This window comes from Marinobacter sp. UBA3604 (genome assembly GCF_002375325.1).
Taxonomy (GTDB): Bacteria; Pseudomonadota; Gammaproteobacteria; order Pseudomonadales; family Oleiphilaceae; genus Marinobacter; species Marinobacter salarius.
In genome coordinates this window covers 1-18210 of the sequence record NZ_DFMB01000038.1, presented here as the reverse complement: position 1 = coordinate 18210, position 18210 = coordinate 1, and the positions used below count along the sequence as shown (strand labels likewise).

The 18210-nt window shown below is 57.2% G+C and carries 16 protein-coding genes; 2 read left to right on the top strand and 14 right to left on the bottom strand.

Annotation, left to right across the window (positions count from 1 at the left end; genetic code table 11):
- Positions 1–287 precede the first annotated feature (287 nt).
- The 4 genes from asd to leuC all read right to left on the bottom strand — a co-directional run bounded on the left by asd (position 288) and on the right by leuC (position 4723).
- Entirely contained in the window at positions 288–1403 is a 1116-nt protein-coding gene (asd, locus tag B2590_RS11185; RefSeq protein ID WP_036205486.1) for an aspartate-semialdehyde dehydrogenase, read from the bottom strand.
- Positions 1404–1521: 118 nt separating this feature from the next.
- Positions 1522–2595 carry a 3-isopropylmalate dehydrogenase gene (gene leuB / locus B2590_RS11180; protein WP_041333292.1) on the bottom strand — a complete coding sequence of 358 codons (1074 nt, stop codon included), beginning with the start codon at positions 2593–2595 and terminating at the stop codon, positions 1522–1524.
- Between the two features lie 44 nt (positions 2596–2639).
- On the bottom strand, positions 2640–3287 hold the full coding sequence (gene leuD, locus B2590_RS11175) for a 3-isopropylmalate dehydratase small subunit (protein ID WP_036205483.1): 648 nt from the start codon (positions 3285–3287) through the stop codon (positions 2640–2642).
- Positions 3288–3304: 17 nt separating this feature from the next.
- Positions 3305–4723 carry a 3-isopropylmalate dehydratase large subunit gene (leuC, locus tag B2590_RS11170; RefSeq protein ID WP_041333288.1) on the bottom strand — a complete coding sequence of 473 codons (1419 nt, stop codon included), beginning with the start codon at positions 4721–4723 and terminating at the stop codon, positions 3305–3307.
- A gap of 482 nt (positions 4724–5205) precedes the next feature.
- Between leuC and B2590_RS11165 the strand changes: the two genes are divergently transcribed.
- Positions 5206–6072 (top strand): LysR family transcriptional regulator, encoded by an 867-nt coding sequence (locus tag B2590_RS11165; protein WP_286811172.1) that lies wholly within the window; start codon positions 5206–5208, stop codon positions 6070–6072.
- Positions 6073–6100: 28 nt separating this feature from the next.
- On the opposite strand, the gene B2590_RS11160 is transcribed toward B2590_RS11165, so the two are convergent.
- The 10 genes from B2590_RS11160 to B2590_RS11115 all read right to left on the bottom strand — a co-directional run bounded on the left by B2590_RS11160 (position 6101) and on the right by B2590_RS11115 (position 17247).
- A complete protein-coding gene (locus B2590_RS11160; RefSeq protein WP_286811171.1) occupies positions 6101–7264 on the bottom strand; it encodes an MFS transporter in 1164 nt (387 codons plus the stop codon).
- Between the two features lie 210 nt (positions 7265–7474).
- The gene (aroC, locus tag B2590_RS11155) at positions 7475–8569 is read right to left on the bottom strand and encodes a chorismate synthase (RefSeq protein ID WP_036205479.1); all 1095 of its coding nucleotides are present in this window, start codon (positions 8567–8569) and stop codon (positions 7475–7477) included.
- Between the two features lie 24 nt (positions 8570–8593).
- Positions 8594–9478: a 50S ribosomal protein L3 N(5)-glutamine methyltransferase gene (prmB, locus tag B2590_RS11150; RefSeq protein ID WP_286811170.1), complete on the bottom strand. Its 885-nt coding sequence runs from the start codon at positions 9476–9478 to the stop codon at positions 8594–8596.
- 94 nt (positions 9479–9572) lie between these two features.
- Positions 9573–10784, bottom strand: a complete 1212-nt coding sequence (locus B2590_RS11145) for a patatin-like phospholipase family protein (protein ID WP_286811190.1) — start codon at positions 10782–10784, stop codon at positions 9573–9575.
- Positions 10784–11686, bottom strand: a complete 903-nt coding sequence (locus tag B2590_RS11140) for a DUF4892 domain-containing protein (protein ID WP_286811169.1) — start codon at positions 11684–11686, stop codon at positions 10784–10786. Before B2590_RS11140 ends, B2590_RS11145 begins: the two co-directional genes overlap by 1 nt.
- Entirely contained in the window at positions 11676–12593 is a 918-nt protein-coding gene (locus tag B2590_RS11135; RefSeq protein ID WP_286811168.1) for an alpha/beta fold hydrolase, read from the bottom strand. Before B2590_RS11135 ends, B2590_RS11140 begins: the two co-directional genes overlap by 11 nt.
- A gap of 8 nt (positions 12594–12601) precedes the next feature.
- Positions 12602–12952, bottom strand: coding sequence for a PilZ domain-containing protein (locus B2590_RS11130; protein ID WP_007152597.1), 351 nt, complete (start codon positions 12950–12952; stop codon positions 12602–12604).
- A gap of 146 nt (positions 12953–13098) precedes the next feature.
- Complete coding sequence (holB, locus tag B2590_RS11125) at positions 13099–14103, bottom strand: DNA polymerase III subunit delta' (RefSeq protein ID WP_273066193.1); 1005 nt, start codon at positions 14101–14103, stop codon at positions 13099–13101.
- Between the two features lie 25 nt (positions 14104–14128).
- Entirely contained in the window at positions 14129–16207 is a 2079-nt protein-coding gene (locus B2590_RS11120) for a transglutaminaseTgpA domain-containing protein (protein WP_075195245.1), read from the bottom strand.
- Positions 16204–17247: a DUF58 domain-containing protein gene (locus B2590_RS11115; protein ID WP_036205473.1), complete on the bottom strand. Its 1044-nt coding sequence runs from the start codon at positions 17245–17247 to the stop codon at positions 16204–16206. Before B2590_RS11115 ends, B2590_RS11120 begins: the two co-directional genes overlap by 4 nt.
- Positions 17248–17472: 225 nt before the next feature.
- On the opposite strand from B2590_RS11115, the gene B2590_RS11110 reads away from it, so the two are divergent.
- The gene (locus B2590_RS11110; RefSeq protein WP_075195246.1) at positions 17473–18105 is read left to right on the top strand and encodes a hypothetical protein; all 633 of its coding nucleotides are present in this window, start codon (positions 17473–17475) and stop codon (positions 18103–18105) included.
- The last annotated feature ends 105 nt before the right edge of the window (positions 18106–18210 follow it).

Here is an 18210-nt window from a genome sequence, read left to right as displayed (position 1 = left end):
ATGTAAAGTTTTTAATATTCAGCCCGGCAAGTATTGTTGATAAAACCTCTTTTATCAATCAATCAGCCGCAGTCCTTGCACCATTTTTTCATAAATGGTCGGGAACATATTGTTACCGAACGATGATCCGGTGCCCCCGAATAGCCAAAGTCTAGCCCACAAGAACCCAAACATGTACAAAACGCTTCCGAAAATAACAGGGGCGGAGGCGTATTTCAGCCTCCGCCCCCAGCCGGTTCTCTGAAACCGGACACAGTTGGCATAATATTGCCCGCTGCGGGACTGCGTTACTGCTCCTGCAGTATGCGAAGCATCCGCCTGAGCGGTTCCGCCGCACCCCACAGCAACTGATCACCAACCGTGAACGCTGAGATGTACTCAGGCCCCATGGTCAGCTTGCGGATACGGCCAATGGGAACACTCAACGTACCCGTAACCTTCGCCGGGGTGAGCTCCCGAAGGGTGGCATCCCGCTCATTGGGAATCACCTTCACCCAGTCGTTGGCTTTGGCCAGGATGGACTCAATCTCGGAAACCGGAAGGTCCTTCTTCAATTTGATGGTCAAGGCCTGACTGTGGGAACGCATGGCACCGATGCGAACGCAGATGCCGTCGATCGGAATCGGATTGCTGCTGCGACCAAGAATCTTGTTGGTCTCGACGCCCGCTTTCCATTCTTCCTTGCTCATGCCGTTATCAAGCTGCTTGTCGATAAACGGAATCAGGCTGCCTGCCAGAGGCACTTCAAAGTGCTCGGTGGGAAAGCCGTCCGAACGCATGGTTTCGGTTACCTTGCGATCGATATCGAGGATAGCCGAGGATGGATCCGCCAGCTCGTCACTCACGCTGCCCTTCAGCTCGCCCATCTGGTTGAGCAGTTCCCGCATGTTCTGGGCACCGGAACCAGACGCCGCCTGATAGGTCATAGGCGATACCCATTCAATCAGGTCCTGCTCCAGCAGCCCGCCAAGGGCCAGCATCATCAGGCTGACAGTACAGTTCCCACCAACGTAGTCCTTCACGCCCTTCGCCAGGGCATCGTCAATCACGTTGCGGTTGACCGGATCAAGAACGATGACGGAATGATCGACCATCCGCAGCGTGGAAGCGGCGTCAATCCAGTACCCCTGCCATCCGGCATCACGGAGTTTCTGGTACACGGCACCGGTGTAATCCCCGCCCTGGCAGGTAACCACCACATCCAGCGTTTTCAGGGTATCGATATCGAAGGCATCCTGCAGCGCAGGCACACCCTCTTTGCCTACGTCCGGTGCCGGCTTTCCGGCCTGGGAAGTGGTAAAGAAGATCGGTTCGATATCTGCAAAATCGTTTTCTTCGCGCATGCGCTGCATGAGGACAGAGCCCACCATACCGCGCCAGCCAATAAGTCCAACTCGCTTCATGTGCGACCTTTGAACCTCGTTTTATGCCCGCCCTCTACCTGTATCGCTGGCAGGGACAGGATGGATGATCCCGCGACAACCGCATCGCGTTGTCGTCGGGTCTCAAAACTTGCCGGCCTCAGAGTGCCGCCAGAACGGCATCGCCCATCTCTCGGGTCGATACCTTCCGGCCCTCAGAAGACATGATATCCGCTGTCCTCAGGCCCTGATCCAGCACTTTGCTGACCGCCGCCTCTATCGCCTCGGCGGCTTTCTCCTCGCCAAGACTGTACCGCAACATCATTGCGCCACTGAGGATCGTAGCCAGCGGGTTGGCTATGCCCTTGCCTGCAATATCGGGTGCAGACCCGTGACAGGGCTCGTACATACCCTGCTTCTCAGAGTTCAGAGACGCAGAGGGCAACATCCCGATCGACCCCGTCAGCATAGCCGCTTCGTCAGAAAGAATATCACCAAACATGTTGCCAGTCACAATCACATCAAACTGTTTGGGTGCCCTGACCAGCTGCATGGCGGCGTTATCCACGTACATATGGGAGAGCTCGACATCCGGGTACTCCCGGCGCAGATCTTCCATGATTTCCCGCCACAGAACAGTCACTTCCAGCACATTCGCCTTGTCGACAGAGCAGAGCTTCTTGCCACGCTGCTGGGCCGCTTCAAAGGCGACACGGCCAATACGACGAATTTCCGATTCCGTATAGGCGTACGTGTTGTAGCCCTGACGCTCGCCACTTTCCAGTTCGCGGACGCCCCGTGGCTGGCCAAAATAGATGCCGCCGGTTAACTCCCTAACAATCATGATATCAAGGCCGGAGACCACCTCTGGCTTCAGTGAGGATGCAGAAGCAAGCTGGGGATACAGAATGGCCGGGCGCAGATTGGCGAACAACTCAAGGTTGGAGCGCAGCCCAAGCAGTCCTTTTTCAGGACGACTGGCCATCGGGCGTTTGTCCCACTTGGGGCCGCCCACGGCGCCCAGCAGGATTGCATCCGCCTTACGCGCCTTGTCCAGGGTATCCTCCGGAAGTGGCGTATCCGTTTCGTCGATGGCGGCACCGCCAACCAGGGCGGACTCGAAGTGCAGTTCCAGACCGAATTGCTCGTTTATCTTACGCAGAACCTTTTCCGCTTCGGCAACAATTTCCGGGCCAATGCCATCGCCAGGAAGCATCAGGATAGAACGGGGCATAGTGATTCCTTGAAGGTCGATTCGTTGTGGTAATTCAGGGCGGATCAGCGACCGGCATCAAATAACCAGGGTGCCGTTTCGCGCCTCGACGCTTCGTAGGCCTTTATGACCTCCGCGTCTTCGAGCGTAACACCGATATCGTCCAGGCCGTTCAGAAGGCAATGTCGACGAAAATCATCAACTTCAAAGTTGAACGATTCGCCGGACGGCGTGGTAACGGTTTTGGCTTCGAGATCTATCGCCAACTGATAGCCCTCTTCCGCCTCGGTTTCATGAAACAGCCGATCTACAATTTCTTCATCTAAAACAATTGGCAACAAGCCATTCTTAAAGCAGTTGTTATAGAAAATGTCGGCGAAACTGGGCGCAATGATAACGTGGAACCCAAAATCCTCAAGCGCCCAGGGGGCGTGCTCGCGGCTGGAGCCACAACCAAAGTTGCGCCGCGCCAGGAGCACGCTGGCATTTTTGTAGCGATCCTGATTAAGCATGAAATCAGGATTGATGGGCCGCTGTGAGCAGTCCTGGTCCGGCTTGCCTTCATCAAGGTAACGCAGTTCGTCAAACAGGTTCGGCCCGAAGCCGGTACGTTTGATGGACTTCAGAAACTGCTTGGGAATGATCATGTCCGTATCCACATTGGACCGGTCCATGGGGGCAACAATGCCCTGGTGTTGCTTTAAAGCTCGCATGGTGTCTCTCCTGTGGATCAGTTCATCATCTCGCGGACATCAACGAAGTGGCCGTTGATCGCCGCCGCCGCTGCCATGGCCGGGCTAACCAGATGGGTACGCCCGCCGAAGCCCTGGCGGCCCTCGAAGTTACGATTGGAAGTGGAGGCGCAATGCTCTCCCTGCCCCAATTTGTCGGCGTTCATGGCCAGACACATGGAGCAGCCCGGATCACGCCACTCAAGACCGGCTTCAATAAAGATCTTGTCCAGCCCTTCCTGTTCCGCCTGAACTTTCACCAGACCGGAACCAGGCACCACCATCGCCTGCTTGAGTGATGACGACACCTTCCGCCCCTTCACGACCGCCGCTGCTTCACGAAGATCCTCTATACGGCTGTTGGTACAGGAGCCAATAAACACACGATCCAGCTTGATCTCGGTAATCGGCATGTTCGGCCTCAAGCCCATGTACTTCAAGGCACGGACAATTCCCTCGCGCTTGATGGGATCGGCTTCCGCTTCCGGGTCCGGCACATTACCGCCAACGCCTGCGACCATCTCGGGAGACGTCCCCCAGCTCACCTGCGGCATAATTTCGGAACCGTCGAGCTCAACAACCTTGTCGAACACTGCATCGTCATCGCTGTGCAACGTCTTCCAGTATTCAATGGCTTGCTCGCGCATCTCGCCCTTGGGGGCAAATGGGCGACCCTTGACATAATCAATGGTGGTCTGGTCGACCGCGACCATGCCCACCCGCGCACCGGCCTCGATGGACATGTTGCAGATGGTCATTCGGGCTTCCATCGAGAGGCCACGAATCGCCTCGCCGCCAAACTCAATGGCACAGCCCGTACCGCCAGCAGTGCCAATCTTACCGATGATGGCGAGGACAACGTCTTTTCCGGTCACCCCGGGCCCAAGCTTGCCATTCACCTTCACCAGCATGTTTTTCATTTTCTGCTGAACCAGGCACTGGGTGGCGAGCACATGTTCCACCTCTGACGTGCCGATACCATGAGCCAGGCAGCCGAATGCACCGTGGGTGGAGGTATGGGAATCGCCACAAACAATGCTCATGCCAGGCAGTGTCGCGCCCTGCTCTGGCCCGATTACATGCACGATGCCCTGGCGTTGGTCCTTGATCTTGAATTCCAGAATGCCAAACTCGTCGCAGTTCTTGTCCAGAGTTTCCACCTGAATCCGGGATACCGGGTCAACAATGCCTTCAATGCCCCGGGCACGGTCGGTGGTGGGTACGTTGTGGTCCGGCGTCGCCAGGTTGGCGTCCAGCCGCCAGGGCTTACGCCCAGCCAGACGAAGGCCTTCAAAGGCCTGCGGCGAGGTTACTTCATGCAGCAGGTGCCGGTCGATGTAGATCAACGCGGAGCCGTCATCCCGCTGTTTGACGAGATGGTCGTCCCACAATTTGTCGTATAAGGTCTTGCCCGCCATGGTTCTCTCTCACTCTCTGGGGGTTTCTGTTTTTTCAGTATGGTTCTATTTTAACGCCTAGCTTTGAATAACCTCAATTCATGTTTTTTATGTTGCGCATTCCATGATGGAATATTAGGCTTTGGGCGAGCCTACCTTAAAGCCGGGCCTGCGTGTTGGGTGCGAGTCGCATGGCGGTAAGAGCCTCCCAAAACACGCCGTAAACCCATCCATGGGGGCTCGGTCGCGCCGTCCATGGCGCTCCACGGTTTTGGGAGGCTCTTACCACCACGCTACTCTGATATTTCCCGGGCCTACACATAGACGATGAATGGCAGGCAACTCACTAGCTTGGGGAGTATGCCGGGAAGACTGTTCCAAAAACGTGGAGCGCCATGGATGGCGCGACCGAGCCCTACAGGGACGTATTAACGGGCGTTTTTTGGAACAGTCTTCCCGGCATGCGACCTTCACCAAGGGACGCAGTCAAAGAGGTAACCACAATGGATGCGAACTCCCTGAAAGCATTCCTGACAATCGTAGACCAGGAGTCATTCTCCGAGGCGGCAGAACTGCTACACCTGACGCAGCCCGCAATCAGCAAGCGGCTGGCTGCTTTGGAGAACCAACTGGGAACGAAGCTGATCGACCGGAGCAATAGACAGGTCCGATTGACGGACGCAGGGGCACGCCTTCTACCCCATGCCCGGCGAATTCTGGATGAAGTGCACAATGCCCGACAGGCGCTGTCAGATCGTGAGGGATCGGTTTCAGGACAGCTGTCGGTGATTGCCAGCCACCACATCGGACTGCATCACCTCCCTGCCTGGTTACGGCGGCTGAACCGGGATTATCCGGAGGTGTCTCTGGAACTGCAGTTCATGGATTCTGAAAGTGCCTTCGGGCAGATGCGTAAACGTACAGCAGAGCTCGCGTTCGTGACCCTGAGCGAGAGCATGGACCAGGCATTCGATGTGCACGTGCGCTGGGAAGATGCCATGGCATTCGTGGTGTCGCCGGAACATCCACTGGCCTCGCTGGACAACCCGGGGCTCGGGGATCTGTCCCGGTATGACGCCCTGCTCCCCGAAGCTGGCACCGCCACCTACCGATCCATCAGCCGACTGTTTCTCGATGCGAGCCTGCCCCTGAAAATCCAGATGCCCACCAACTACCTGGAAACCATCAAGATGATGGCCAGCGTCGGGCTTGGGTGGAGCGTGCTGCCGGTGAGTATGGTCGACGCCTCGCTCACGGTGCTTTCTGTGCCCCACTCCGTGAGCCGCATTCTCGGCGGTGTAGGGCTGAAAGGCCGATCGTTGAGCCCTCAGGCTCAGGCACTGCTGGATATCGCAGCAGATCTTCAATAAAACCCGCTAAACACCACAGCAACACCAATCAATGCTCGGGCGGCGGCCTCAGGCCCCGCCAAGTGATGACAATGGCAATGGCCATGGCCGCCGCCCCGCCCCAGAACGCAGCGGAGGTACTGAACCCGTCCACCAGAAAGCCCGACAACCAGGCGCCCAGTGCGCCACCGGCACCAAAGGTCAACCCACTGTAGAGCGCCTGCCCCTGGCCGTGATGATGCTGCCCGAAGAAACCCTGAATATACTGCACCGAAATAGCGTGCAGGGCGCCGTAAGAGGCTGCATGCAGCAACTGCGCGAAAATCAGCACCGCCACCACATCCGTCACTTCCGCGATCAACACCCAGCGAATCATCGTTAGCGCCAGTGCCGCAATCGCAATCTGCCGCACGGTGAAATTGCGGGTCAACCGATGCATCACCAGGAACAACCCAATCTCCGCAAGCACCCCTAGCGACCACAACAACCCAATCGCCAACTTACCGTACCCGTGCTGCTCCAGGTGAATACTGAAAAACGTGTAGTACGCCCCGTGGGACACCTGCAGCAGAAAGTTCATCAGAAAGAACGTCACAACCGCCGGGTGAGTCACAATCGCCTTCAAGCTGCCCTTGGGCGCCGGCGGCTTACGCTCTCCCCGCTCCGACGGCACCAGAAACGCCGACACTGCAATCCCCGCAAACACCGGCAACAACAGCCACGGCAACAGAGTGATCGGAATCAGCTCAAGAATCCCTCCCACCAGCGCCACCGCGCCAATAAACCCTACCGACCCCCACAACCGCACCTTGCCGTATTTTTCACGTTGCGTTCCCAGCGACCGTAACGTGATCACTTCATAAAGTGGCAAAATCGCATTCCAGAAGAACGTAAACGCCAGCATGACCAGCAACAGCCCATAGAACCCCGGCTCCATGAACACGCCGGCGAAGAACAGCGACCCCGTAATGGCACCAAGCCGAACCAACCGCACCCGTTGGCCAGTTCGATCTCCGAGCCATCCCCACACACTGGGCGCCACGATCTTGGTTAATTGAATTGTCGCCATCAGCGTGGCGATCTCAAGGTAGGAAAAGCCCCGGCCTTCCAGATACAGGGACCAATACGGCAGCAAACCGCCGAGGAGAGCGAAAAACCAGAAGTAGAGGTTTGAAAGGCGCCAGTAGATAGGAATTCTCCAATGAGATATCACAGAAGACCGACCGCCACAGCAAGCAGGGCCTCTCAAAACCGTGGAGGGCCAGGGATGGCCCGACCGAGCCTACATGGACGTACTTGCGGCGTGTTTTGAGAGGCCCTGCTTGCTGTGGCGTGCACCGTACTATCAGTCGAGTTGATACGATCTGATAAATGTCGGATTACGGCTTCGCCTAATCCGACCTACCGGTGTATGCGGCTGGGGTCAGAGTTGGCCTATGTTCGGGGTAGAGACCGAGACATCCCCATTCTGACCACGATGGCGCAGATAATGATCCATCAACACAATGGCCATCATCGCCTCCGCAATCGGCGTCGCACGAATGCCCACACAGGGATCATGCCGCCCCGTGGTAATCACCTCCACGGGATCACCGTGAACATCAATGCTCCGCCCCGGCAACCGCAAACTGGACGTCGGTTTCAACGCAATACTGGCCAGGATCGGCTGCCCCGACGAAATGCCGCCAAGAACACCACCGGCATGGTTCGACAGGAACCCTTCAGGGGTCAACTCATCCCGGTGCTCCGTGCCTTTCTGATCAACACACCCAAAGCCGGCACCAATCTCAACACCCTTCACCGCGTTAATACTCATCAACGCATGAGCCAGGTCCGCGTCCAGTCGGTCGAAAATCGGCTCACCCAAGCCGGGAGGAACCCCCTCCGCGACCACATTGATACGCGCACCGATGGAATTGCCCTCTTTGCGCAGGGCATCCATATAGGCTTCCATCTCCGGCACCTTATCGGCATCCGGGCAGAAAAACGGATTCTGGTGAACCTGATCCCAATCGATCTTCTCAATGCGGATTGGTCCCAACTGGGAGAGATAACCCCGGATCGTGATGCCAAGACGCTGCTCCAGAAACTTCCGCGCGACGGCACCGGCGGCGACCCGCATCGCTGTCTCGCGCGCAGAAGATCGACCTCCACCCCGATAATCCCGAACACCGTACTTGTGCATGTAGGTATAGTCGGCGTGGGCAGGACGGAACTGCTCCGCGATCTTCGAATAATCCTTTGAGCGCTGATCGGTATTCTCGATCACCAGCCCGATGGGGGTGCCGGTGGTCTTGCCTTCGAACACCCCCGAGAGGATCTTCACTTCGTCCGCTTCCCGGCGCTGGGTGGTATGACGCGAAGTGCCGGGCTTGCGGCGGTCCAGATCCCGCTGCATATCAGCCTCGGACAGCTCAAGCCCCGGAGGGCAACCATCAATTATGCATCCGAGCGCAGCCCCGTGGCTCTCACCAAAGCTGGTCACCGTAAACAGTTTTCCGAAGCTATTTCCCGACATGATTCAGTATCTTATCCAGGGTATTTAATGTAAATCTTCAGCAGTCAACAGAAACACACCGTCGCCGCCATTCTCAAATTCCAGCCAGGTAAACGGAATATCCGGATAGGCTTCCTGCAACGCCACCCAGCTATTCCCGACCTCAACAATCAAGAGGCCACCCGGGTTCAGGTAATCGGCTGCCCTCGCGAGTATCCGATGAGCGATGTCCAGCCCATCTCCCCCGGCAGCAAGGCCAAGTTCCGGTTCGTGGCCATACTCCGCCGGCATATCCGCAATATCGTCAGCGTCCACATAGGGAGGATTGCTGAGGATGACATCGTATCGACCTTCAAGCCCATCGAACACATCGGACCGTACGGTGCTTACCCGGTCACCGACCTCGTGATAGTCGATGTTGACCGCCGCCACGTCGAGGGCGTCGGTAGAGATATCCGCAAGGTCCACTTCGGCATCCTCAAATATGCTCGCGGCTGCAATGCCAATACAGCCACTCCCAGTGCACAAGTCCAGGATCCTGCCCACGGGCTTGTTGCCTAGCCAAGGTTGCAACCCGCCTTGAATCAGCTCTCCCAATGGTGAACGCGGTACCAGCACGCGTTCATCCACATGAAATGGCAGCCCCATAAACCAGGCTTCACCCAACAAATAAGCCAAGGGAACCCTGTCGTCAATACGGCGTTGCATGCGATCAAGGATCAACGCTCGTTCTTCCCGGGTCAGCCGGGCATCCAGAAACAGGGTATTGTTTTCCAGAGGCAAATGGAGGCTGCGCATAACCAGTTGCACAGACTCATCCCACACGTTGTCCGTGCCGTGGCCAAAATAAAGCGGCGAATCGGCAAAGCGAGAAGAAACGTACCTCAGGTAGTCTCTGACGGTATGCAGGTCATCAATGGGGTTACTCACGCACGCTCATCCTGTTCGGAAATGATCAAGGCGCTGAATTATACGCTCTTTCCGGCACAGGCTGCAGCCCACCGTTGCAATTGCGGTTTAGAGGTCATATCGCCATCGGGCCAGAGCTGTTCTGATTCTCTTCATATCTGTCCAACGCGGCGGCCATGCGTTCCCGTCCAAGCTGAATCAGTTCCGGTGCCTTGTGGTAGTCATAGCTGCGGCTGGCGTTCTTGGGAATGTTCACCAGCAAATCGGGTGGATACCCAGCGATCTTGTATTGTACCAAGGCGCTTTGCATGGTTTCGACGGTCAGGTTCATGACATCGAACTTACCAATACCCAGCTTATCCCAGTCAATCGTCTCGTGATCATCCTGATGTTTCTTCGGTTCCGATTTTATCGCGGGCGTCTTTTTATTGTGCTCGTTCTTCGCCACCGCCTTGCTGATTTTCTCTTCCGGTGAAGCCGACGAACCACCCTCTTTCTTGGTACTGAAGGTCTTCAGGGCATCCCAGTCAAACCAGCGGGAGGCCTTGTCACGGATTTTTTCGACCCATTCCTCGGTATCATCGTCGTCAGGGTTTGCAAACGCCGCATCCGGCAATCGCCGCCCGCGGTCATCTTCGCCACTGAGGTTTACGGCCACAATCATATCGGCATGGGAGGAAATGGTCGGAATGATCGGCAGTGGATTGAGCAAGGCGCCGTCCACCAGCACGCGGCCATTCAACACCAGAGGCGTCACCACACTGGGTATGGCAACCGACGCCCGGATGGCCTGATCCAGCGGCCCTTCCTGAAACCAGATTTCCTTATGGGCAAGGAGATCCGTCGCCACAGCCGTATAGGCGATCGGAAGGTCTTCAATTCGGGTATTCCCAATCATTTCCCGCACCACGGAGAATATCTTTTCTCCACGAATGGCGCCGACGGAGCTAAAAGTCACATCCAGCAGCTTCAGCACATCGAACTGACCCAGACCGGTTACCCAGTCCTTGTAATCCTTCATCTTGCCGGCTGCAAACACGCCCCCGATCAAGGCTCCCATGGAACAGCCGGAAATGGCGACAATGTCGTAGCCTCTTTCCACCAATATCTCAATCGCGCCTATATGGGCGTAGCCCCTGGCCCCGCCACTACCAAGAGTCAGCGCAACGGTCTTGCCCTTACCGGGGGCAGCCGGCCGGACATCGCCTTTCTCGGACGTCGACTGAGCAGCGGATATACCGGTGCTCGTGACAATCTGAGAGATATCGTCTGCTGGCTTCTGCTCTTCATCCTGAAGCTCGGTCTCGGATGGCCCGTTCATCCCCATCACTTCGTAATCACCATCACTTCAACCCGGTCACCTTGACGGTCGGGATTTGGTATCACAACCGTGGGGCCAACCGTAATGATCATCTGGCGGCTTTCGGAAACACCACTTTTGGCCAATACCTGAGAAAGTGACTGCGCTGCGGCCTCTGCCCGCTCCATAGACGCTTCCAGGGTTTCATTATCCTTGAGCTGGGAATAGGCCGTCAGCACTACCCGGGCTTCAGCCTCGCCAGCCCAGTCATTGATGATGCGCCGGTCGGCACCGCTCCACTCAAAGCGGTAGGTGATGCCACCCTGCCAGGGCACAATCACCGGCCCCTTGATTCTGGCGCTTTCGTTGCCCATGCCGGGAATATCGGTTCCCTGAGGGGCGACCAAATGCTCAACCCAGACAAACTGACGCTGGTTGGCGCGGGTAACCGTATACACCAGCGTCAGCCACGGCTGGCCGTTCTCATCGACCGAACCGGCAACAAGATAGTCCTGATTGTTGTCCCGCCCATAGAGACTGGATTGATCGAAAATCTGGTTGGCCCAGACGTTACTGCGCCCGCAATTCCTTCCGGAACATTCAAACAATATCTGGGCGCCACGGGCCTGCAATTCCCTTAGATAGTGATCGCGAGCCTCTTCCCGGTTGGCACCGCCCTGGACTTCATATAACTGCCCGACGCCCTTGACCGGGAGCCGGGCCATGGACGCGGAGCGGATCTCGTTGTTCACCTCACGAACCGGGCTGAACAACACCAGGTGCCCCGGCGACTTGATGCTGATTTCCTGATCAAGGCGCGCCTCCGGAAACGGTTCCGGCGGTGGCATTTGCGCCGACACCATGGTCGAAAACCCCATGACCATGGCGGCGACCCACACTACTGACTGCGACAAGCGCTTATTCTGCATCGTCTAAAAAGCCTCTGACTGCATCAATGACGGGTTCAACATTCCCGTCCAGGTGGCAATGGTGGCCTCCGGGCACGGCCACCACATCCAGGTTCGCGATCGCATCCAAACGTGAATCAAGTTCCGGGCGACTGGCCAGGAGCCCCTGCGTCGCACGCAGGAAACGTGTTGGCGTGACGACTTTCTTCAGGCAAGCGGTCACTTGCGCTTCGTCCATCATTATCATCGATGGATGGCGCAAACGCGGATCGGTTTGCCACACGAAACCATCACCGGAAGACTTCATGCCCCGCGTTACCAGCATTCTCGCGGCTTCTGGCGACAGGGGGATCATGCCCCCCTCCCGAGCCTTGGCTGCCAACTCTATGTCAGGGTATACGACCGCTTTCCCTGAACCCGTCATTCGTTTGATGATCGACTTGCGCATCTGATCGATCACCTCATCCGGTTTACGACTGATCGGCCCAATGCTGTCGATCATGACCAACCGACGCACCCGTTCCGGAAACCCCGCCGCGTAGAGCACGCTGACAATCCCGCCGAGTGAATGACCCACCAGATCAATCTGCCCTTTCGGCGAGTCTTTGAAATGGGTCTCAACCAGTTCTGCCAGGTCCGCCACATAATCCATCAACTGGTAACCCTGGCCTTCAGGCCGGTGCCCGGAACGCCCGTGCCCAGCCATATCGAGGGAGTACACATCGCGATTGCCCGCCAACGCCGGGGCCAATCTGGCGAATGACAGGGCGTTATCCAGCCAGCCGTGGATCATCAGCACCGGCCAGGTTTCAGAGGCCGTGGCAGCGGGCCAGTGCAGGCCTGCCAGGTCGATGTGTTTAAGGGACCAGTTGATTTCCCGACACGTCATTGTTGTATCAGGTGGGGTTTCCAGAATGGTGTCGTTCATTGAAGCGCTTACATAGTGTGGGTGGGTCGATCCGAGCTCAATGAACCCGCCAGGTAGGACTCGATTTTGGTACGCGCGGTTTCGTCTTCACCATCGAACTGCACACCAATGCCCGCTGCACGGTTGCCCTGGGCACCCTTCGGGGTAATCCAGATCACCTTGCCCGCCACGGGGATTTTTTCCGGCTCATCCATCAGGTTGAGCAACAGGAACACTTCATCGCCCAATTGATACTGTTTTTGCGTGGGAATAAACAACCCGCCCTGCCGGATATAAGGCATGTAGGCGGCGTAGAGTACCGCCTTGTCCTTGATGGTCAGCGTGAGAATGCCACTGCGTGCGCCAAAACCAGGCCCCATAGTAAACACCTTTCTCTGTATTGATAGCTCTGTATTGATAGCAACCGGATTGATAACAACCGGAGTCAATAAACTCCTGATATTCCGCAATCATAGCAGTAGTTGTTAATCACTGCCCTATCCTGCCGCGCCATTGGTCACTCCGTTTATCCCGCAGCTGGCCTGCGGCGCGGCATGAGTTTCTGCCATGCGATCAGCAATCGGCCCGCTTCCAACTCAGGGTTCACGTTGTAAACGCCGGCAGACCTGGACTCGTGGATCGCATCCAGGAGTTCATGGGCCCGCCAGGAAGGATTGTTTCTGGCAAGGAACGTTAACATGTCCGCCGCTTCCGCATCCCGGGGCTGCCCCCCGGCACTGATGCGGGCCAGGTCACCAGCCCAGCCTTCAAATAGCCATAGAGCACTTTCAAGCCCCATTGCCTTGAACGGCTTTGCAGCCTCGGAAAGAGTGAGCTGACCCTTCATGAAATGGCGGAAGTTGTCCAACGCCTCATCCCGCAGGCTAATAAACTCTCCGGTAGCATATTCCAGGGCCAGCCGCGGCGCATTGGCGGCCAGTACCAGCGCCTTGGCGCATTGCTCCGGCGTTGGTCTGTTGTCGCCATCCATCGCTTTGACCGCCGTCGCCAGCCAACCAGCAGCCTGATCCCTGTCCGGCGTAGCAATCAGCAAACTCTGGCAGCGGGAACGGATCGTCGGCAATACCGGCCTGCCACTCTCCTGTAGCAGCAGAAGCACCACATCTTTGGCGGGTTCTTCCAGGGTTTTCAGCAACGCGTTGGCGGAATTGATGTTCAACTGGTCCGCCCGATCAATAATGGCCACCTTGCGGGAGGCCACCTGGGGAGAGCCGACCGCGAATGCGGACAGCGCACGAATCTGATCAATCTTGATCATCCGTGATTTTTCCGGTGCATAAATCCGGATATCCGGATGGGTGCCCGCGGCAACCAGCTCGCACTGCTTACAGATGCCACAAGGGGACCCTGCGTCCATATCCGCCTTTTCACAGACCAGCAACCCGGCCAGTGCGTTGGCAAACAGACGCTTTCCCACGCCGTTCTCGCCCGTCACCATCAGGGCATGGGGCATCCTGTTGCCGGCGATGCGTTGGAGCAGTCGGCTCCAGGCGTCTTCAAGCCATGCCATGGTTGCTATGGATGCGTTCACGTATTCACCCCTTTGATGAACTGGTTGACGGTCGATCCGCCTGTCGTTTCATCGTGGCCAGCAATCGCTTCATTTTCGCCAGTTCGCCATGATGACCGGTTTCGGAACCCCGGCCATAGTAATGTTTGTTGATCAATCGGGCAAAAGCCGTTGCTGTGCCGGCCGCCGCGGGTTTTGCCCGGGCAAGCCTTGAGGCCAGTTGGGAGGGTGTTTCACCGTGACGTACAGGCACTCCCGAACGGTCACACAACCGATACCAGCGGCTGACGAGACGACCAAGCGGGTCCCGGCTTTCCACGCGACGGTACTGCCAGGCGGTAACCAAACCCGCCAGTAACAGCGCCATACCGACAATGCCCGCGGTAATATAGCCAAGCTCCCGCATTCCTATCCCTCCAGGCAAACGCGACATCAGGTCCATCTGTGACTGCCCCTGATATCCGACAACCCAGCGCTGCCAGTGGTAATTAATCTTATCGAGCTGCAGGGAAGCCCACTGCAGCATCGCCAAATCGCCGTAGCGCTGTGGCGATGTCCAATCGTTCTCAAGGAACGAGCCTTCCTCAGCCACCGCCTCCCGTAGACCAAACTCAATACGCTCGGGAGCAATGGCAGCTGTCGGGTCCACCCGCACCCAACCCTGGCCGGGGAACCACGCTTCCACCCAGGCATGGGCATCGTACTGCCGCACAATCAGATATTCGTCATCTGCGCCGGGTGACCCGCCCTGATATCCGACCACCACTCGGGCCGGAATACCCGCTGCGCGCAACACAAACGTGGTAGCCCCGGCGTAGTGGGCACAGAAACCCCGCTTTTCATCGAATAACAGGCTGTCGATGCCATCCACGGGCATAGCGGGTGGGCGCAGGGTGTAGAAATAGGCCTGCTCCCGGAAACGGGTCAGAAGCTGCTGCACCAATGCCTGAGGGTTGTCGTGTTGGCCAGCCAGTTGTTGCCCGAACGCCCTTGCCCTCGGGTTGCCGCTTTGTGGTAACTGGAGATAACGCTGAAGGTTATCGGGCTCCGCACTGGCATCCTCCGTTGTTTGGTTCCCGACCAACTCCATCCAGTAACGGACCGCGCTGTCAGCCGGCCGGTCAAACCGGAACAGATTCTCATCCGTTTGCTTTACATTATTGGAGACCGCCCTGGAGTTCTCCAGAGCAAAGGCCCAGGTCTGGTCCGTGGGTTCCAATAACACCTCGTACTGGTTGGGCCCGAGCGGCCCTACGCCACCATCAACGTCAACACGGCCAAGCCGGCGAAACGGCTTTCCAAGGCCCTGTTGCCAAGTGTCTCCGTCAAGGCGATCCAGGATAAGCCCGCGCCAATATCGGTCCCGGTAGGCCGGTAACTCACCGCCAAAGGTGACGCGAAAGGCTCGCTCACTGCTCTGGGCGAGACTCGAGATATCACCGGGAGTCATGGTGTCGCTGATTCCAGTTCGGGCTTCGCCGGAAACCAGCGGCACACTCCAGAGCGGCGACATGCGCGGGAAGAACACGAACAGGAGCACTACAATCGGCAAGGTCTTAACCAGCATCAGCCCCAAGCGCCGCCATCCCTTCTTCATGGCACCGGGAATTTCCGGCGCATTCACCACCTGCAGGCCGATTAACAATAAGGCAACGCCCGCAATGTTAATGACACTCCAGTGAATCTCCTGATGAAACAGAAAGTTGACTGTCGCCAGGTACACCAGGATAAAAAACAGCACATAGAAATCCCGGGTGGATCGGGTCTCAAGCCATTTAAGCCCCACCGCCAGCACAAAAAACGACGCCGCAGTATCAACGGTGAAACGCCCCTGCACAGTTGCGATATAAACGGCCACCAGTACCAGCATGATCCCGGTACGCATCCACCTTCCCGGTAACCTGACCTGCCCGGATTGCGCCAGCCACCGCCAGCCAGCAAGTACAGCGCAACTGGCCACCAGCCAGATCGGCAATCGGTCCCACTGGGGAATCAGTAACAACCCAAAGCCTGCGATCAGCCATATCAACGCGCGGCCCGATACCAATTCCGCAGCCTGTAAGGAGCGTGAACTCGGCGAATTACTCAGGAACCTGCGAATCATGCCCGTCGCTCCCCGAAACCAGACGACGCAGAGGTCCGATTCCCAACCTCTTCGGAGCGGGTACCATGGGGCAGAGGACCACCTTCCCTTGGTTGTTCAAGGCCAAAGATGGCCAGCGCCTTAAGGCACCGGTTGGCGTGAACAGCACCGGTGTCCGGTTCAATCACCTGCCCCGGCAGATTCAACCCGAAACGGCTGTTGTTGCGGGCCCGTTCCATCACCTGATGAGCCAGGTAACCCAGGCGCAGCTCACGGTCCACGCCCCTGAAGGCGTCATAGTCCAGCCAGTGGGGGCTGCCCTGTTCACCTTCCCAATCGGTAATCACCATCTCACCGGTACGGGCGTATCGTTTCCACTGAACCCTCTGGCTCAGATCCCCCTCCCGCCAGGGCCGAATGTCGGCATGGTCATTACCATCCGTCGAGCGCGCCTTCGATTGCTCCTCTCCGTCCTGAACCGTGCTGGTCACATCCGGGGCGGCCAGAGGGTTTGGATAGACAATGCCGGACGTGACCGGCCGCAGCCAGGACCAGGCCTTGAAAAGGCCAAAAGGAAAGCGGGTTTCCACGCGGATACGTTCCGGCTGCAGGTAGCCACGTTGATAGGACGGTATCGCCAGGGTCATATCCTCCTGCTGCCCGGCTGGCACGTGCTGGCTTTCGAGTTGACTGTCATCGCAGAACAGGGATATCGCCAGCGAATCATGACGGGGCGACACAGCCCTTAAACGGAAGGGTATCGTATCGCCGGCAAAGCCATCACCGGCCTGTATGAGTGTCAGTTCCAGCCCCGACAGGTTGCGGTGGGTCTGGTGCATGGCCGCAACAACTACTGCGCCCAACAGAAATGTGAGCATGTATATCAGGCTGTTCTGGTAGTTAATTCCGGTAATCAGCATGATCAACAGTAAACCGGCAAACACCACCCCGGCACCCGTGGGCAGGATAAAAACATTGCGCTGTCCGAATATTCGCTGATCGGCTCGCGGAATCCGCTGGTTGACCCAGCGCTGCCATCGCGAACGAAATGCCTTCAACATAAGAGTCCTGTTACAAAAACTGGATGGTTACGCCTGTTATATAAACACGTTTGCGTGGTTTTACAGAAGAATACTGACAATAGTCCGATTCTGATCACAAACACCACAAAATCGCCTTGAAATCCGAATCTCTGAGAAGAATACTGCTACCAAGGAGCGTACTGACTGCAGTTTAGTGTCGGAAGCGCCTCCATTTCGCGTTTGGACACGGCAAGAGGCTACGCCATGAACCGCCGAACACCCTTGTACATCGCTCTGGCTGGTACGGCCAGCCTGGCTGTTTCGTTTAGCTCCCCGCTGATGGCCGGGGTGCAGACCCTGACCTCTGACGAAATGGTTGAAACCTACGTGAAGGATTCCGCCGTCATCGTGGTGCCTAAAGAACGGCAGAAACCCGACGCGGACCGGCAGAAGATTATCCGCTCCCTGACCATTTCTCCGGGTGAGCCGGTGCTAACGGAAGCGGAAGAGGAAGCCTATCGCGAAGCCCTTGAACGCTTCGAACGGGAAGGCAAGAAAGGTGCCCTTGAGAGCGCGGAGGAGGAATTCCTCCGTCGTGCCTTGCTGTTGCCACAAGAAGAACTTGCCCGGGCGCAGCCGCCTGCGGAGTTTACCCCCACCATTCCGCCCATTATCTTCGGGCAGCAGGCCCAGATACCGGATGAGCCGTTCAGTCAGACCTTTCTGAACGATCAACTGGGCGTTGGGTTTGATGGCCAGAACCTGAACTTCACCATAGGCAACCCGCCGGGTATTGATACGATCCAGGTGCCCCATGGCATTAACGAAGGCCCGATCACATTAACACCCCGTCCTGGCGGTGGGTTTGATCTGTCTATAGCGGTGCCGGATCGCTAAAACTATCTCTACAGGTCCGAAACACAAAGAGCGGTAACTCCTTGCGAGTCACCGCTCTTTTTTTGCCTGCACTTTATAGCAGGATCGAGTAGGAGGGGGAGTCAC

What these genes read in the sequence shown, in the direction of transcription:
- asd (WP_036205486.1), bottom strand. Translation starts at nt 1,403, where the DNA reads ATGAAGCGAGTTGGACTTATTGGCTGGCGCGGTATGGTGGGCTCTGTC.
- leuB (WP_041333292.1), bottom strand. Translation starts at nt 2,595, where the DNA reads ATGCCCCGTTCTATCCTGATGCTTCCTGGCGATGGCATTGGCCCGGAA.
- leuD (WP_036205483.1), bottom strand. Translation starts at nt 3,287, where the DNA reads ATGCGAGCTTTAAAGCAACACCAGGGCATTGTTGCCCCCATGGACCGG.
- leuC (WP_041333288.1), bottom strand. Translation starts at nt 4,723, where the DNA reads ATGGCGGGCAAGACCTTATACGACAAATTGTGGGACGACCATCTCGTC.
- B2590_RS11165 (WP_286811172.1), top strand. Translation starts at nt 5,206, where the DNA reads ATGGATGCGAACTCCCTGAAAGCATTCCTGACAATCGTAGACCAGGAG.
- aroC (WP_036205479.1), bottom strand. Translation starts at nt 8,569, where the DNA reads ATGTCGGGAAATAGCTTCGGAAAACTGTTTACGGTGACCAGCTTTGGT.
- B2590_RS11145 (WP_286811190.1), bottom strand. Translation starts at nt 10,784, where the DNA reads ATGGGGATGAACGGGCCATCCGAGACCGAGCTTCAGGATGAAGAGCAG.
- B2590_RS11140 (WP_286811169.1), bottom strand. Translation starts at nt 11,686, where the DNA reads ATGCAGAATAAGCGCTTGTCGCAGTCAGTAGTGTGGGTCGCCGCCATG.
- B2590_RS11135 (WP_286811168.1), bottom strand. Translation starts at nt 12,593, where the DNA reads ATGAACGACACCATTCTGGAAACCCCACCTGATACAACAATGACGTGT.
- B2590_RS11130 (WP_007152597.1), bottom strand. Translation starts at nt 12,952, where the DNA reads ATGGGGCCTGGTTTTGGCGCACGCAGTGGCATTCTCACGCTGACCATC.
- holB (WP_273066193.1), bottom strand. Translation starts at nt 14,103, where the DNA reads ATGGCATGGCTTGAAGACGCCTGGAGCCGACTGCTCCAACGCATCGCC.
- B2590_RS11120 (WP_075195245.1), bottom strand. Translation starts at nt 16,207, where the DNA reads ATGATTCGCAGGTTCCTGAGTAATTCGCCGAGTTCACGCTCCTTACAG.
- B2590_RS11115 (WP_036205473.1), bottom strand. Translation starts at nt 17,247, where the DNA reads ATGTTGAAGGCATTTCGTTCGCGATGGCAGCGCTGGGTCAACCAGCGG.
- B2590_RS11110 (WP_075195246.1), top strand. Translation starts at nt 17,473, where the DNA reads ATGAACCGCCGAACACCCTTGTACATCGCTCTGGCTGGTACGGCCAGC.